The organism is Vibrio splendidus, from assembly GCF_003345295.1.
GTDB classification, from domain to species: Bacteria; Pseudomonadota; Gammaproteobacteria; order Enterobacterales; family Vibrionaceae; genus Vibrio; species Vibrio splendidus_K.
In genome coordinates this window covers 1,016,883-1,034,293 of record NZ_CP031056.1, presented here as the reverse complement: position 1 = coordinate 1,034,293, position 17,411 = coordinate 1,016,883, and the positions used below count along the sequence as shown (strand labels likewise).

Annotated in this window: 10 protein-coding genes; 3 read left to right on the top strand and 7 right to left on the bottom strand. The window is 44.4% G+C overall.

Annotated features, from left to right (window positions below):
- The 3 genes from DUN60_RS20220 to mngA form a co-directional block, all read right to left on the bottom strand.
- Complete coding sequence (locus DUN60_RS20220; RefSeq protein WP_114635247.1) at positions 1–1,167, bottom strand: glycerate kinase; 1,167 nt, start codon at positions 1,165–1,167, stop codon at positions 1–3.
- A gap of 45 nt (positions 1,168–1,212) precedes the next feature.
- Complete coding sequence (gene mngB, locus DUN60_RS20215; RefSeq protein ID WP_114635246.1) at positions 1,213–3,852, bottom strand: mannosylglycerate hydrolase; 2,640 nt, start codon at positions 3,850–3,852, stop codon at positions 1,213–1,215.
- Positions 3,853–4,088: 236 nt separating this feature from the next.
- A complete protein-coding gene (mngA, locus tag DUN60_RS20210) occupies positions 4,089–6,023 on the bottom strand; it encodes a PTS 2-O-a-mannosyl-D-glycerate transporter subunit IIABC (RefSeq protein WP_114635245.1) in 1,935 nt (644 codons plus the stop codon).
- A 318-nt stretch (positions 6,024–6,341) separates the two neighbouring features.
- On the opposite strand from mngA, the gene DUN60_RS20205 reads away from it, so the two are divergent.
- From DUN60_RS20205 to DUN60_RS20195, 3 genes are all read left to right on the top strand, one after another.
- On the top strand, positions 6,342–7,058 hold the full coding sequence (locus DUN60_RS20205; RefSeq protein WP_017076046.1) for a GntR family transcriptional regulator: 717 nt from the start codon (positions 6,342–6,344) through the stop codon (positions 7,056–7,058).
- A 219-nt stretch (positions 7,059–7,277) separates the two neighbouring features.
- Positions 7,278–8,174, top strand: coding sequence for a hypothetical protein (locus DUN60_RS20200; RefSeq protein WP_114635244.1), 897 nt, complete (start codon positions 7,278–7,280; stop codon positions 8,172–8,174).
- 179 nt (positions 8,175–8,353) lie between these two features.
- Positions 8,354–9,178, top strand: a complete 825-nt coding sequence (locus DUN60_RS20195) for a DUF481 domain-containing protein (protein ID WP_114635243.1) — start codon at positions 8,354–8,356, stop codon at positions 9,176–9,178.
- A gap of 165 nt (positions 9,179–9,343) precedes the next feature.
- On the opposite strand, the gene DUN60_RS20190 is transcribed toward DUN60_RS20195, so the two are convergent.
- From DUN60_RS20190 to DUN60_RS20175, 4 genes are all read right to left on the bottom strand, one after another.
- Positions 9,344–12,421, bottom strand: a complete 3,078-nt coding sequence (locus DUN60_RS20190; protein WP_114635242.1) for an efflux RND transporter permease subunit — start codon at positions 12,419–12,421, stop codon at positions 9,344–9,346.
- Entirely contained in the window at positions 12,408–13,760 is a 1,353-nt protein-coding gene (locus tag DUN60_RS20185; protein WP_114635241.1) for an efflux RND transporter periplasmic adaptor subunit, read from the bottom strand. The genes DUN60_RS20190 and DUN60_RS20185 overlap by 14 nt, the downstream gene beginning before the upstream one ends.
- Positions 13,761–13,955: 195 nt before the next feature.
- A complete protein-coding gene (locus DUN60_RS20180; RefSeq protein ID WP_114635240.1) occupies positions 13,956–15,149 on the bottom strand; it encodes an outer membrane protein transport protein in 1,194 nt (397 codons plus the stop codon).
- The gene (locus DUN60_RS20175; protein WP_114635239.1) at positions 15,139–17,361 is read right to left on the bottom strand and encodes an alpha/beta fold hydrolase; all 2,223 of its coding nucleotides are present in this window, start codon (positions 17,359–17,361) and stop codon (positions 15,139–15,141) included. The genes DUN60_RS20180 and DUN60_RS20175 overlap by 11 nt, the downstream gene beginning before the upstream one ends.
- Positions 17,362–17,411: the final 50 nt, after the last annotated feature.

Here is a 17,411-nt window from a genome sequence, read left to right as displayed (position 1 = left end):
TTACTTCTCATTAAAAATCTGGCCGCCAAGCTTGAGCGTGGCAGCGATATTACGGGCACTACGAGTCAGATTTTGGCTCGCTTCTGATAAAACTTGGTCTAAGGACTGAGGTGAACGTACGGTTCCAAATAAGCTAGACATTGAGTCATAAAGCTTTTCAACGTCTTTACCCAAAGAGCCAGCAATGCCAATGGTTGGAATGTTCAGCTTTTGCGCTCGCTGTGCGATACCAAAAGGTGTTTTTCCTTGCAGAGTTTGGTTGTCCATCTGCCCTTCTCCGGTCACGACCAGTGAAGCGCCTTCAAGCACCTTATCCGCATCTAATGCGTCGAGTACCATCTCAATACCCGCTTTAATTTGGATATTGAACGCTAGGCTTAACCCTAGGGGTGTGCCACCAGCAGCACCAAAACCCTTGCTGTCTCGATGATTAACGCCTGTAAGGAATTGAGCGATATCTACAAAATGTCCGATAGCAGCATCAAGTTGTTGAACTTGAGTTTGTGAAGCCCCTTTTTGTGGGCCAAACACTGCACTTGCTCCGCTTTCGCCACACAATGGATTATTCACATCACACGCAACCACGAACGTGACTTCTTTACATCTAGGATGCAGCCCATCAAGATCGATGCTTGCTAGCTGACTTAATTCGGCGCCGCCACCAGATAACTCGTTGCCTTGCTTGTCTAATAACTTGCCTCCCAACGCTTGTAAGATGCCAGCACCAGCATCGTTGGTTGCGCTACCGCCCAAGCCGATAATGATTTGTTCAACGCCTTGATCTAACGCATCTTTAATCAGCAACCCAGTGCCATAAGACGATGCTGTGAGAGGTGATCTTTCTTCTACCCTTAATCGATCTAAGCCAGACGCTTGAGCAAATTCTACCAAGGCAGTTTTTACCTTTTTTCCATCAACAGCCTGCTCTAACGATGCCCAGTAAGCCGTGCATTCACGTCCGATTGGATCCGCTGTTTGCAACTGTTGCTTTTTACCATTGAGTGCTTCTAGCAACACGTCTACCGTGCCTTCTCCGCCATCGGCGAGTGGCATTTTCACAAACTCTGCGTGAGGGAAAACGTCAGCAAATCCACGCTCAATACAAGACGCAACTTGATGAGCGTCGAGTGATTCTTTAAATGAATCGGGGGCAATTACAATTTTCATTGTCGTTCACCATTCCCGCCCACCAAGGTGAGCGAGTGATTGAAATTAGAATTTGATTTGGAATGTTTTTGCTTGGCAAGATGCCAATTCACCGAAGGTTTCTGCCGCTACATCACCTTCACGAACGCGCTCGTCCATGCTTGTCTCTTTCCAACTCGAAACGGTTTGAGTGAAGGAGATTGAATCTGACACTGAACCTGTTTCTGCCGGGTTGTAGACACGCATGATCAACGCATCTTCATCTTCCGCTTTCTTCAGTACGCTTAGTACCGCACCTGCTTGTTGCTTCGATAGCAAGCTGAAGCTCATTGGTAGGTTTTGCTCATCCACATTCAGCTTCATCGCGTTGTAAGGGATCTTGTTGTAGCATTCGATTTGAGTGACATTGTCACGTGCTTGCGCCATGACGTTCGCGTCAATATGGTTGCCAGAGAAGCCACAAAGCGTGAATTGACACACTAGCTTACCGCGAACTTGTGAATCAGGGGTCGGGATCTTGATACCTGATGGGCGACCTGGGCGAAGCAATAGCTCTTCTTTGCCTAATACGCCAATACCGCGGAATAGTGTCAGTGCGAAGGTATCTCTATTCTCGCCACCTTGGGATGCAATCACTTCAAATTCACGCAGACCATTCGACATGATCGCCATGCCCGCGTAACCGTTTTCTAATGCTGCAAAGTTCATTAACTGATACACAGGAACTGGCGCTTCTTTCCACTTCTCTTCTTCCCAAACCGCCATTGCTGGGTCATTGGTTGGTCGAGTAATACAACCGAACTGGTTATCCGCAACCACAGTTTCAGAAACGAATGGCGTTGGTACTAACACACGTACACGGTGGTCGTCGGCTTGATTGTCTAGTTCCATACGTACTTCAATGCGGCGAGAACCTTGCTTCAATACCACTTGGCATTGCGCTTCAACGAATCCGTTTTGACCCGTGCGTTCTTCACGCTCTGCAAGGTTTGCTGGTACGTTCATTCGGAAAGCGATGTTCGCTACCGATTGGAAGCCTTGGTGGTCAATCGATGTTTCCACTGGGAACTCGTCTGAGTACAGTAACCATTCTTGACGAGATGGAGAGTAATCGTACTCATCGCCGTCATCAGAACCGTCTTCCAAACGAAGTACTTGGTCGAATACTTGCTCTGTCTCTTTATCGAAAATAGTCAGAGTACCGTTGTCGTTTACATTGATTCGGTAGTACTCGTTTTCTAATAGGTAGTCCTTTTGCTCGGCAACTTTTACAGCGCCCTTCTCGTTACCTTGGATGTGTAACGTGGTGAAGCCCATTGCTGGTACAGTGCGTTTGATTTGAATATCAAACTCCATAAACGGGTCGTAGTTACCGTAGTGAACGATTTGACGGTCTACTTTACCTGGGTCAATTTGTCGCTTGTCTTGGATGAAGTACTCAACTGGGTTTTCGTTTTCATCAAAGATTGAGAATTCTTGAGCACGGATAGTAATGGTTGTGTTCACCACTTCTTCACGCTCGTACGGAGAAAGGTTAAACATCGCCAGTTTGTCGCAACCTTCGCGATCCGGCATGTGGTCGACAATCTTACGCTTGTAGAAATGAATCAGGTTTGTCGCCATGTCGTCCGCAAGGATGTAGCGGTTAAGGATCTCAGCGTGAACCTTGTCAGAACAGCAGCAGCCAATCGAGTCATGAGCGTGGTTCTTCATGCTCTCTTTCCACATTTTCTCAATCAAACCGTGGTGGTATTCGAAACCTAATGTCCAAGCGATAGATGCTAGAGGCTCTAAGATGTTTACAATCTTGTTTTCGATTTCTGCGTGGATCAGTTTGATGTCCATACGCGTAGAAGAAATCGTACGGTGAACACGCATGTATTTTCCGTCGTTGAATTCGCCTTTGATTGTATCGAGTTGGTCGCGTGCCGCTTCTACTTTTTCGAACACTTCTTCAAAGCGGCTCATTGAGAATTCACGATCTGGGTAGATTTCGCGAAGTTTGTCCATTACTTCAAAGATGTCTTTCTGAATCGGCATTTGATCGTGGCCGTTCGGCAATAGGATGTCTTTCGTTACCGATGGTTTTTCTAGCACTGGGAAGTACTTATCTAAACGAGCACGCAGACCTTCTTCGTCTTGTGGAAGGTATTTACCAATCGCGTAACCCAGCGGAAGCACTTGTGCCGTTACTTCACTGCCGTCGTTAGACTGCCATAAGAATTCTGTTTTGTTGGTGCCGTGACGCTCTGAACAACCACGCCAGAACATTGCACGTGTGATGTCGAAGCCGTTGTAGATCATCGGCAGTTGAGAACTCATGCTGAATGAATCTGGTAGGTAACCAATCTTCATCGCATCGCCAAATTTCATACAGTCACGAATGCCATACATCATGTTACGCACAATCGACTCACCAGAAACTTGCATTGTGTCGGTTTGAGAATACCAAGGGCCAATAATAAGCTTGCCCGCTTCAACCAATGCTTTTACGCGTTCTGTGTTCTCTGGTTTGATCGCAAAGTAGTCTTCTAGAACAGCGGTTTGACCATCTAGAACGTAGTATTTGTATTCTGGATCACTCTCCAGACGGTTCATGATTTCTTCCATGTTGTTCACAAGAAGAATGCGAGACTCTTCTGTTGTGAAATACCATTCACGATCCCAGTGCATGTGAGGAGTAATGTGTACGCGTGATGTAGTCATAATCATTTACCTAAATGTATCGCTTCGAGTAAAACTAAAGTTCGAACTCAAATACGACTAAATTAAATTTTTCAAGGGGTTAAAAGTGGCTGCCGCTAAATTTAGGGTGCAGAAAACCACGCCCAGAATCTGTGTGAATAAAACCGCTAGGAGCACAGATATTTAGGACAGCCAAGTTGTTCGTTATTTTTTATATGGTATTTTTATTGCGAACTAGAAGTTAGCTCAAAATTCAGTTAGTTCTGTGTTGCAGTACTTGCTTCAAACTTACCCTTTTTTACAGCGTGACCACGCCACATCAGAAGAGTAACAGTTGAAATCACTGTGCCGACAATCGCAGCACCGAACCAAATTGCAGCAGCAGAGAATGCGCCCAAACCTGAATCGTGTAACAAGAAGATAGAGAAGATACCTGCGCCCGGAGTCGATAGACCAATACCTGCCGCACCAACCATTGCACCTGTAACAACAGAGCCTAGTAGGAATGAACCGATTACACGGATTGGATCTTCAATTGCCATTGGAATTGCACCTTCGGTAATACCCGCTAGGCCAAGTAACCATGTAGATTTACCTGTTTCAATCTCAAAGTCTTTGAATAGACGTGGAGCAATCATGGTTGAAGCCGTTACAGTGAACGCCGAAACCATTTTTACTGAACCGAAGATTGCATATGGGCCATAGACACCGTTCGCCATTGCACCTAAACAGAATGCGTAAGCAGCTTTGTTTACCGGACCACCTAAGTCGAATGATACAAACAGACCAAGAATCGCACCCAATAACAGCGCATTGGTGCCTGACATACCGTTCAGCCAATCCGTCAGACCTTGGTTTAGGAACGCTACAGGTTTACCGATAACAAACAGCATCAAGCTACCTGCCACCAAAGTACCGATTACAGGGTAAAGGTAGAAAGTGAGGAAGCCGTTAAACGCAGGGCCTAAGCGAACATGCTCTTTCACCCAACGCATCACGTAACCAGCAATCAAACCACCAACAACACCGCCTAGGAAGCCAGAGCCAATGATGTTTGCTGCAATACCCGCGGCAAAGCCAGGGCCAAGTGCCGGTTTGTCTGCTAATGAGTAGGCTGTGTAAGCTGCTAGAACGGGAACCATTAATGTACCCAGTAGGCCGCCACCTAGCTTGCGATACATCCATAACCAAGAATCTTTTGTTGCGTAGAGCTCTTGCAGGTCAAAAATTTGCGCGATAAGAACAGCGACCGCTAGAACAGTACCACCAGCAACAATTAGAGGAACTGCATAAGAAATACCAGAAAGTAGAGCTTGTTTTAGCTCAGTTTTCAGTGGCAGTTTCTTTGGCTTGTCGTCAGTAGCAACTTTGCGTTCGGCACCGTTACCTTTTTTCGATTCTTCAACCGCTTCATTTAGAATGCTCTCAGCGTGCTTGATAGGTTTCGCTACTGGTGTTTCTACACGAGGTATTCCGTTGAAACGCTCAACTTCTTTAATCGCAACTTCAGCAGCAAAGACACACGCTACTGCATTGTTTAATTGTTCAGCTGTTAAGCGATCTTCAATACCGTTTGCGCCCTGCTTTTCAACATGCACGTTGTAACCAAGCTTTTTTCCTGCTTTTTCTAGGTACTCTGCTGCCATATAGGTATGAGCGATGCCTGCAGGGCAAGCAGTAACACATACAATTGTCGGTGCATTTATATCTAATTTGTCTTGTTTACCTTCTTGCTGGTTGTCGCCATCAAGCAGCGCAAAAATTTCATCGGCTGTGGTCGCTTTTAATACCGCTTCGCGAACATCGTCGTCAACCAATGTAGTTGTCAATGCAGTAAGCAGATGCATGTGGGTAGAACCCGCTTCTGCATTTGGAATCGCAATTAGGAAGATAAGATTTACATCTTCGTCTTCATCCAAGCCTTTCCATTTCATATCTTCTTTAAGTGTTGCTACAGCGAAGCCAGCTTCTTTAACCGCGTCAGTCTTGCCATGCGGTACTGCTAGGCCTTCGCCAAGCGCTGTCGGGCCTTGCTCTTCACGAGCAAATACTGCATCAAGATACTCTTGCTTGTTATGCAGTTTGCCCTGCTGATCCAGTTGGTCAGCAAGTGCGTAAATCGCTTCTTCTCGACTGCTAAACGTAGTTTGCAGATTTACGAGCGACTTATTAGTTAGAGTAGTAAGTTTCATAACCTTTTGTCCCATAGTCACGGATTAGTACGACAGTCGTCCCTGCCGACGCCATGAATAATACAACTTCAAGACATTTAATCCGTGATCACGATCTCATCAATACATATTTGTATTTAATTTGTATCTAAATCGTATTGGTAAATCCTTTAAGAAAGCTTGTTATGTATCGTTTAATTTGTATTATATATACTACAAGATACCGACACGATGCTCACCCTAACCTTTTGAATTAGGATTATATAGAGCAAATCTACGCGTTTAAGGTACAGGTTCTTAAACAAAGTCTAGTTGTTCTAGCGTACAAATGAGGCAAAAATGGCAAGACTCCCGATGTATCGCCAAATCGCAGATGCAATAAGAGAAAAGATCAGTTTAGGTGAATATAAAGTTGGCGAAGCACTCCCGACAGAAGCTCAGTTGCGTGAAGTCTTTTCTGTAAGCCGTGTCACCGTAAGGCAAGCACTTAAGCTATTGATCGAAAATGATGAGCTTGAAAGCGTTCAAGGCAGCGGCACTTACGTGAAAGAGAACAAAATCAATTACGACATCTATAAGCAGTCTAGCTTTCAAGAAAAGTGGGCGCATTTGGATGTGGTAACGCACAGTGAGGTTTTAGCCTTTGAAATGAAACCCTGCTCTTTGGCAATGTCTGAACATCTAGATATCAAAGAAGGCGAATTGGTTTTCTACGTAAAGCGTGTCCGTTTCATAGACAACAGCCCAATCACGGTTGAAGAAACCTGGTTGCCAGTTGCCCTATTCCCGGATCTTACCTATCAAGTAATGCAAACATCTAAATACGACTTTATTGAAAACACCAAAGGCATGGTGATTGATAGAAGTGAGCAAGAACTGGTTCCGATTCTTCCACCTGAAGACGTGGCTAAACAATTAGATATCGACCCAGCTCAACCGATTATTGAAAAGCGCACTCGTGGTTACCTTGCCAATAACACGGTATTTGAATACAGCCGAAACTACTTCACATCAAACGATTACCGATTCACTTTGGTCGCAAGACGCCAAAGATAAAACTCAATCAAGTAACGCTATGACTAACACAGAGGACGCCCGTCCTCTGTGAAAACCCTAATTCCCTAACCGATACCCCCAACGCTACCACTACAAATATTCCTAAACCAATATCAAACAACCTCACGAAAGATCATTCACATTCATTGAAATATTCCGAGTGTCATTTGGCCATAAAATAAACGCAGAATGACAAAAACAACAGTCACAGGAATGTAGATGAATACTAAACAACTTGAGAGCGCGGTAAATGAGGTGACTTTGTTCAACCAGTATCTGCACTTAATCCAATCAGTCCATACCCTTCCGACACCAAAAGTAAACTGGGAATCTATTGCCATGGAACCCGCGCCGACAATGCCAACAGTTCGCTTCGACCATAAAGTCAAAGCCATGGAAGCGCTTGATGAATACAAACCATACTGGCTGGATATGCTGTTGGGTAACAAATCTAAGTTGCACACCCTCACCACGAATATTGAGCGAGCAGCAGAAAAAGACATCGAACAATACAAAACTGAATTTGTACATTGGGTTCAGAGCTACAACTACTGGGCAAAAGGCAATCAATTATCGAAAAGCGTTTTAAATAACGATAGCCAAGCAAAGCTGTCTGCCCTTTCTGAAGCTCAGCAGAACCCGATGAACGCGACAGTGGTCGACACCAAGCTGATAAACCACAACTTTAATACCTACAAGAATGGTCACCTCTTAGAAGTCAACATTCAGGTTAATAGGCACAACATCATCCCTAAAGAGAAAAAGGTGTTGTGCCAAGGCGAAGTAAAGTTAGAGACCCTATCCCTTTCTGAAAGTAACGCCTTATATCGTGAGTACGTGTGCAGCTGTATTCTTAAATGTGCGCTGGACTCTTTCAATGTATTACCCGAGACAAGCGTCGTGATCAATGTTGAACAAGTTTCAGCAGACCATTCCAGCGAAACAATTCTTTCGTGTCATATCGAAAAAGGGTTGCTGGAATTCTTATTGATTGAAGATGACAAGCCCTCTGAGATTCTTGAATTCTTTGTGCATATTGAAGATTTCAACCCTCATCGAGGCAACGGGTTTTCTGCGATTAAAACCATCTTCTCTTCTTTGCCTATCGCGTCGTAACTCACTCGATCTTGCGGTTAAATTATTGACTACTCATCACGACTAACCTTTGGTTGGTCGTGTTAAATCACTTTATATACTTAACAATTATGTCGACAAACGCTATTTCAAAAACAACACATCCATTAAGAAAGACCGCTCTATACAAACGATATTGCAACCCGTTACCTTTAGTCGCGATGGTTCTGTCTGTGCAGGTATCCGCTGAAGAAACGGTACTGAAGGAAGAAGCAGCCTCAATTGAAGAACCTGTGCTTACAGAACCACACGAGCTTACAGAAGAGCAAGCCTTCCTAGGCGAAGCGATATTGGCAGAAAAGTCGGAATCGGAACAAGAAGACGAGTCGCCCTTCACTACGTTAACCAAACTGGGCTTTATCTACTCTCAAAATACCAGCTCATCTTTATCTATCAACTCAGGTATATCGGTAGGCTATAAAAAAGAAAACTGGGGACAACGTATTCAGTTCGATACGTACTATACCGATGCTGAAAACGATGAAGATGGTACTAATCGTTATACCACCAATTATGGCATTAGCTATGACTTGAACGAAGTCACCTATTTGGTCGCGACAACACGTTTTGAGCACGACCACTTTGGTACTTATCGTAAGCAATTCATAACAGCTACAGGACTGGGTCGCCATTTTTATGATACTGAAAGAATCAAACTCCAAGGATCTGCCGGTCCGGGTTACCGAATCAGTAAACGACAGTCTTCTGATGAAGAGTTTCCAAACAAAGAGAACTATGAACTGATCGTCAATGCCAATATTGATGGCTCTCTGACACTCACAGAGACGTTTTCTATGGGAGCAACGGCTAACATGGCTTACGGTGAAGAGAACACCAACTACAACTTGAAAGGCTATCTGAAAAATATTTTGATGGGCAATTTGGCGCTAACTTTTGATACCGAATACATTTACAACACCACCGTTGCGTCAGACCAAAGTAACGCTGAAATCTACAGTTCAATGAATCTAAACTACGATTTCTAACCGTCCGCACCGCTCATTTCGCTTAATCTAGAAACCCCTATAGCAAAGGCCCTCACAACGAGGGCCTTGAAGTATCTAGCTTAGACTTAGACCTAAACTTAAACTTAAACTTAAACTTAAACTTAAACTTAAACTTAAACTTAAACTTAAACTTAAAGTATATCGCTATGCTGCTTTCGTTCTCAATCGAGTCAGTATGTCCATCTGTTTTAGGTTCGCCATACCGACGTAAGCCACTGGCACTAAGAACAGTGAGAAGAAGGTTCCGGCAGTCAAACCTCCGACCAACACTAAACCAATATTGATACGGCCTAATGAGCCCGGACCATCCGCTAGTGCCAATGGCAATGAACCGAGGATCATGGTGAGTGATGTCATCAAGATAGGACGCAATCTTGAACGCGCACTGCTGATCGCCGCCTCTTGAGCACTTGCACCCGATTTACGTTTCTCGTTAGCAAACTCCACCAGCAAAATACCGTGTTTGGTCACTAGCCCAACCAGAGTAAGCAAGCCGATTTTTGAGTAGATATTAAGGCTTTGGCCAAATATCGATAGCGTCAGAATCGCACCCACGATACACAACGGAACCGTTAGCAAGATGATCATTGGGTCGACAAAGCTTTCAAATTGCGCCGCCAAAATCAGGAAGATGAAAATTAACGCCAATACAAACAACACCTGTGCACCGGCTGTTGAATCAACCAAGTCTTTAACTATGCCATTGAACTCGTAGCTCTGTGCGGGTTTTAACAAACTCGGCACCGTGTCGTCGATATAAGCTTTTACATCGCTAGCCGTATACCCGGGCATCAAATCTGCGGTAATTTCAGCGCTGTCTTTGCCCATGAATGTCTTGAAGTTCGATTCTGATGTCACTTGTTTAATCGATACAAACTGAGACAAAGGAAGCCTTTGGCCAGACTGTGAATCCACATACAGCTTATCGAGAACCTTAAAGTCGCCGAGATCCTTTCGGTTAACTTGAACTTGAATTGGGTACGTATAACCGTCATCGGCTTGCAAATCTGCCGCCTTCACTGAACCTAAGAAAGTAGATAGCGCATTGGTGACATTACTGTAATCCACACCAGACAACACAATCGCATTGCGGTCAATCGACAAGTCATAACGTAATTGGTCGCGCAACATTGAGTTCTTAATGTTTGTCACGCCCTCATAACTCTCAAGCGCCTCAACGACTTCACTTGCGGTTTCAGACAACACCGAGGTGTCGCGGTTAACCGTCGTCAGCTCAAGGATCATGTTGGTCGCTATGCTTAAGTTATCTGCAGAGCGAACCTTGAAAGACATGCCGTAGGCAGAGACCGAACTTTGCGCTTTAGCGATAAACTCGTTCACCAACTCATCGGCTGACTGGTCACGTTCGCCCCATGATTTCAATAAAACGTGATTGGTCGGAGTCCCTTCGATGTAAGATAAATTCGCTTCTACTGAATTATCACCTTTGAACACACTGTTAAGCTGCTCGTTGTTGTCTAGGTGATACTGACGTCCGACTCCTGTAGGAGGCGTTGAAGTGACCTCAACAAAACCAGTATCTTCCGTTGGAAGCAACACTTGAGGCATTGTCCAAACCGCCAAAGCAGATAGAGCAATCAATGCCAAGGCAATACCACTCATCAGTGTTTTACGCTCAAACCATTTGCTAAGTTCCTTGGTGTACAAGTCAGACAGAACATTCAGCTTCGCATCAACTTTTTTGTACCACCTTGCCGGCTTTGTAACTGGCTTCATTAAGTAAGCACACATCATGGGTGAGAGCGTTAAAGCCACAAATCCAGAGATGATCACTGCTGCTGCTAACGTGAAAGCAAATTGTCTAAATAGGTCGGCGGTTAAGCCCGACATCAAACCAATAGGGAGATACACGACCGCTAAAGTCAGCGTCATCGCTATCACAGGAAAGACGATCTCTCGGCACCCTTTGATTGCCGCATTAAAAGGGGTTTCGCCCTCTTCGATATGTCGGTAACAGTTTTCAGCAACGACGATGGCATCATCGACGACCAAACCAATCGCAAGAATGATGGCCAAGATAGTCAGCACGTTGATACTAAACCCGAGCACATGCATAACTGCAAACACACCAATCACACACACTGGGATCGTGATAATAGGAATAGACGCCACACGAACTGAACCAAGGAACAACACGACAACGGCTGAAACAAGAACAATCGCCTCAACCAAAGTCATAAAACCTTCATCAATCGCAGTTTTAATGAAGTCGGCTTGGTCATAAACCATCTTCATCTCAATACCTTCTGGCAACTGAGGCTGAATCACATCGATTTGTTTCTTAACTTTATTCGCTACTGTGACTGGGTTTTCACTTTTCAGTGGCAGTACCTGAATCGACATTGCTAAGTTGTCATCGACTCGAAGAATACTCGGGGTTAAGCTTTCTTCTCCCATTTTAACTTCTGCAATATCGCCGACACGAATGATCTTGCCGTTATCAACACGAATCACCAAATCTCGCACATCATCAACACTGGTCACTTGGTTGACCGGGTTAATAGAGAAATCTCTCACCTGACCTTTGATAGTACCCGCGGTAAATGTCGCGTTGTATGAACTTAATGTACCAACTACATCCGATGCACTCATGTTAAGCGCCATCATGCGATCGGGTTGAAGCCAAACACGCACCGCCTTTTCACTGCCGCCGTACGGTCCCCAAATACCGCCAACGCCTTGTATATGCTTAAATTGAGGCACAACCTGTTGGCTAATGTAATCGTACATGTCTTGCTTCGACATCTTGCCAGTATTCACAAACGTGATGATGTTACTGGGCATACTGGTGTCAGAAGAGTCATCCGTTACCGTTGGCTTATCCGTCATACTTGGTGGAAAATCGCCAATCGCTTCGACACTGCTGCGCAGGTTGTTCATTAAGCTGGTGTATTCGACATCATCAATGTCATCTTCAAAGATGATTTTTAGATTACACGTACCTTCCTGACAGTCCGTCGTCATGGTTTTCACACTGTCGAGACCGGTTGCAGCGGTAATCAGTTTGTCGGCCACGTTACGTGACATGAACTCTGCGCTCGCACCATTAATCGCCGCGGTTACGGTCGCTGACGGTGTTTTATGTTCAGGGAAATATTGGATCGATAATTTCTGAAATGACAGCATGCCAAATAAAACAATTGCGATACTCAGTACTGAAGCAAAAACTGGATGCTTAATACAAATCTCAGGAAGCTTCATTCAGATTCTCCTTCGTTACGGCTTCCTTGCTCTGGGTTTCCTTACTTTGGATTTCCTTGCTTAAAGTTTCCTGGCTTAGGGTTTCGCTCGATAACGGCTCAACAGTCGCGCTTACCTCTGCTTGCTCGGTGTTTTCGTTGATCGCTTCGTCCACACCTTTCGATGCATCTGTCCAATCAACCGAAGGCTCTACCGGATGTTGTTCACCCACGTTTGTAACGCTCTTTTCTACTTTAGACTCAACAATCTGCTGAGTGTTTTCTTTGTCTGTCGGTTCCGTTATTAGCTCAACCGTTTTCTGCTCCGCATTAGGGTTCATTACCTTAACTAGAGATGCTTTCTTGAGATTCTGTTGTCCCGTCACTACGACCTTATCACCCAGTTTCAAGCCTTTCTCGACAACAACGTATCCGTCGTTAGTATTTACGCCCAATTCAACAATGCGTTGTTCGATCTTTTCGCCATTCACAACCCACACAAAGCGCTCAGCATCTTTTGCTTGAACGGAATTTTGGGACACCACCATCTGCGTTGTGTCTTCGCTCGTCATTTGGCTTACTTTGGCAAACATACCTGGAACCAAGCGATGGTCTGGGTTGGTTACGTGCGCGTGTACTTCTACACGGCCTGAACTCTCGTCCACCGCGGGGGCAATGTAATCCACTACGCCAGAAAAGGCTTCATCGACAAAAGCATCAACTTGGATGGAAACGTTCTGTCCAAGCTGCGCGTTACCTAAATCCGACTGTCCAATGGAATACTGAACTTCGACAGGATCGAGTTTGATCAAACTCACCAACGCGGTTGCGCTATCAATCTTACTGCCCACTGAGTGGGTAAAATTAGTTAACTGCCCATCAAATGGCGCTACCAATAAATAGTCATTCATCAGCGCTTCTTTCTGTCGGTAATCCGCGGCTGCTAGATTCGCCTGCTCTCCCAGTTCTTCCACATCTTGTTGAGACATAGAGTCAGGCTGTTTCTTTAGTAATTCTTGTACTCGCTTTAATTTCGACTTTGCTAGCGCGAGCGAGCTTCTTGCTTTATCTAAATCAGCTTTCGCTTTGGTATTGTCCAACTGAGCTATCAACTCGCCTTTTTTAACTGAATCTCCATCTTTGAAATGGATGTTGAGAATTTTGTCGGAGGCACTAAATGTCAATGCAGCAGAATCCGTTGCCCTGATTTTGCCAACCTCGTTGATTGAAGAAGTGAATGCTTGTTTGTGCGCTTTTTCGATAGTCACAGGAATCAAGTTCGAGTCTTGGGCAAACGATGGAGAGATATGTAAGGCAAACAGTGCCAGACAGATTGTTTTACTAAGCTTTGTAAATTTCATTTTTAATAACCATAACCGTTTGAATTCGTCTGAATTAAAACGTTTTTCTAAGCAGCTATTTCTTACTTAATGAGCTTCCAGCTATTTAAATAATGCTAAAACAGCTAATAATGAGAAAAGGGCTCAACTCACTGTCGAGCCCTACAATTTTTATATGATTCCTAAATTTTTACGTTCTGAACTCCAAAGTAAAAGTTAAAAACGATGTTGATATTGAACACCAAGCAAGAGAGCATCGGCAGTCACATCAGCAGTTATATTGGAACTCGTTCCTGGAATCGTCGTCAGGTTTTCGTCAATATCTTGTGATTCTCCGATGATAAAGCCGACAGCAATGTCCACAGAACTGGCATCGGTGAAGTTATACGTCCCTCCGACCGTGAGCCAATGACGGTTAACATCAGGAATAGAGAGAGATGTGAGTTCGTCAGTCGGGGAAATGTCGTACATGTAGCCCGCTCTTAGAACGACGTCTTTCGACATGGTGTATGTACCACCGACAGAAACATGTCCGGCATCTTTCCATTTATACTCTTTAATAGAGTCGTCATAAGAGTCAGACGTTAATGAATCAAACTCAGACCAATTCACCCACTGCAGGCTGTAGTGAAAAGCCCACTGATCGTTGAGTTGGTGCCAACCGGAAAACTCCAAAGTATCAGGTAACGGGACGTTCATTTTGTCAGCAGAAACGCCTGCTTTAGTGATGTCACCTTCAACTTCGATATCAGGGCTGTAGCGATAAGAAACACCGAACCTGTTTCGCTCATTCACTTGATAAGTTGCACCAATGTTGGCTCCCAAACCAAAGCCGTCCGCATCTACATTCAACAAGCCCTGACGGTAGATTTCACCCTCACCGTAGATAACATCCAGCCCGGCACCTAAGTTGATTTTTTCAGACAACTCATAAGCGACAGCAAAGCCGACATTGATACTTGAGAGCGCTGTTTTTCCTCCAAACTCATCCGCTTCAAACGAATCATCAAACTCAACATCCGTACCAAAGTTGGAGTGAACCGTTGCACCTAATGTGAACTTCGAATCTTCGATAGGATGAACATAATGAATGTTTGGAACTAATGTCCCTGCGTCTAATGATTGGTCATCCAACATTTCAGTATCACCAATCATTGGCGTGTAGCTAACATTAGACACATCAATACCACTATCGATATAGATAGCACCGACAGAAAGTGTTGGTTGCTCGATGTAAGCCATCGCAGCGCTGTTCTTAGCAACAATCGCAGCGCTATCGGCCATCACAGCATCACCCGAGAATGCACGACCTAGCCCGGTTGCGGACTGTGCGTTAAGTTGAAAACCGGCCGCGTTAATCAGGCAAGGAACGAGAGTAACTGCAGTACCCAATAAAAGTTTATTCTTCATTTTGAGGCACCTCTGTTTCGATATGATCTTCGTTCACTATCTCGATTGAGGCACCCTTTGTTGTTACCATCGAGGCAACGGCAACCTGCTGAGTATTGGTCGCATCCCAAACAAAATTAAGCTCTTCTGAATCTGGAAATCCGGGTAATCCCGATTCGTCCATCGTTCCTTCATAAGGGAACAGATAAGTACCATGCCCTCCCGTGGTCGTTCGAATGACCCCGCGAGTTTCAGTAGTAGTTAATGGCTGTCCTGTCGTGCCCGTAATTGGTGCCAATCCCAAAGCCTTAATAAGTGGCTCAGTTCCCGTTCTTATGTTGTCTGGAGCTGAGTTGGGAACGACACTGTCTGGAATGTAATCAACGCCGACATCACATGAGTCACCGCAGTCACCTACAGCCGCCAACAATAACGTTGGTTGTTCGTTGTTGGCTTGACGGGATGTAAAACTCGCAGGATCTGAACTGTCGATGGCAGCCTGAACTCCCTGCTTTAAACCAGTCACAAGAAGGTCATAAATATCATTTTCTAACTGGCTAACCGTAAGAGCATTTTCGGAAGATGAACTGACAAACTCGTTCAACACCGCGATACATTGTTGATTGCTCGTATCTGTCACGCAGCTTTCAGGAACAACTGTCTCAGCAATACTGCGCTGTACATCTGGGGATTTTTTCACTCCTTCAGACATTTCTGGCCCCAGCGTTTGAGAAGACAAAACCAAATTGGTTAAACCTTGTCCCGGAACAACAAAATTAACGGTATTAAATGAGAAGTCAGAGTTAGCCTGCAGCTCGCGAGTCTCTTGGCTAAACTCGCTGACCATTACCGACATAATTCCGCCCAGAGAGTGCCCGACTAAGTGAATATTTTTCTTATCAACCCATGGCTGACCATTCAAAGCAAAACGTAAACCTAAAAAATCTGAAACCGACTGTTGTAAATTGGAGCGAAGAGCAAGAGGCGAGTCGATATTGATGAAGAAAGATTTGTTCGCTTTAGCACTAATTTCAAGTCCATTTAAATCGTATCTCATGCGCTCACCATGATAAGGCATATCAATAGCCACCACCGCAAAGCCCTGTGTTGTATAATCTTTTGCCATTAGCGAAGCGGCAGACTTATCAGCTGTAACGCCATGAACAAAAACCACCGTCGGTAGCTGCTCGATTCCATCCCAACGAGCTGGGGTGTAGATATCAGCATTGATAATTTGTGACTCTACGACAATTGGAAGTGGGTCATCTTGAGTAGGAAAGCCACCAGAGCTTGTTTTCATCCATTCATATAACGGTGGGCATGATGCTTTAGGCTCGTATTGATCATAATTACATTCAGCCTCACGACTTTCAGTAAAAGGTAAATAAAATGGAAGCTTCAATTTTTGATTATAAAGATCATATTTAGTCGTTTTATCTGCGACCAAGATGAGCTCTCGTAAGAAAGTCGTTCCTTCAGAAATATGATTATCTCTCATCGCATCTAAAGTCGAATACGCACTCTGCGTTGTAAACTGAGCGGCATACACAGGAACACCTTGTTCAGGAAAGTGCTTGTAGTATGCGTCCATAGCACTAAGTACTTGTTTCTGTAATTCAATATCTCTTTCACTTTCAAGGGGAACACCTGAATATAAAAGGTCATTGAAAGATTGCGCAGCTTGAAGCGACTCTCCAAATTCTGTTTTCACACCATCAGTTACAACGACTGAATAAATTTCATGAGGTTTGAGACTAGCTTCACATTGAATCTTAATATTTGACCCATCAGCTTCGACGCGAGTTGCAACTAATTCCCCACTCTCATCAATTAACACGACATTATTTAATAAAGAGTTGTTATCTAATGGATAACGCTTATCAGAATTAACACTTTGTAGAGGAATTAAAATCGGTTCTGCACAAAGGCCCCAGCCATCTAGTGCTGCGTATGAATTGTTGTAGTCCTGATAATAAGCGTCATTCTTCGATGACATAGTCACAGCGTGTTCACCGACTCCGGTAATGGTTCTATCCTCGTCATACCCATACCCATCGTTCGGTTTTGGTAGTTCGTTAATGTTGTAAGGAACCAAAACTGAAACAGGTTCTTGAGTCGAGTCTTCAGACTGACAGCCGAGTAAGGCAAGCGTAATTAGTCCACATATATATGGCTTATTGAAATCTTTCAAAACAGCTCCTTCGTAGCTTTCGCATTCAACTGGTGTGGCCATGCGATTTATCGTTATTTGAGTTGCCAATTGAGTCGGAGGTAAGCTCGACT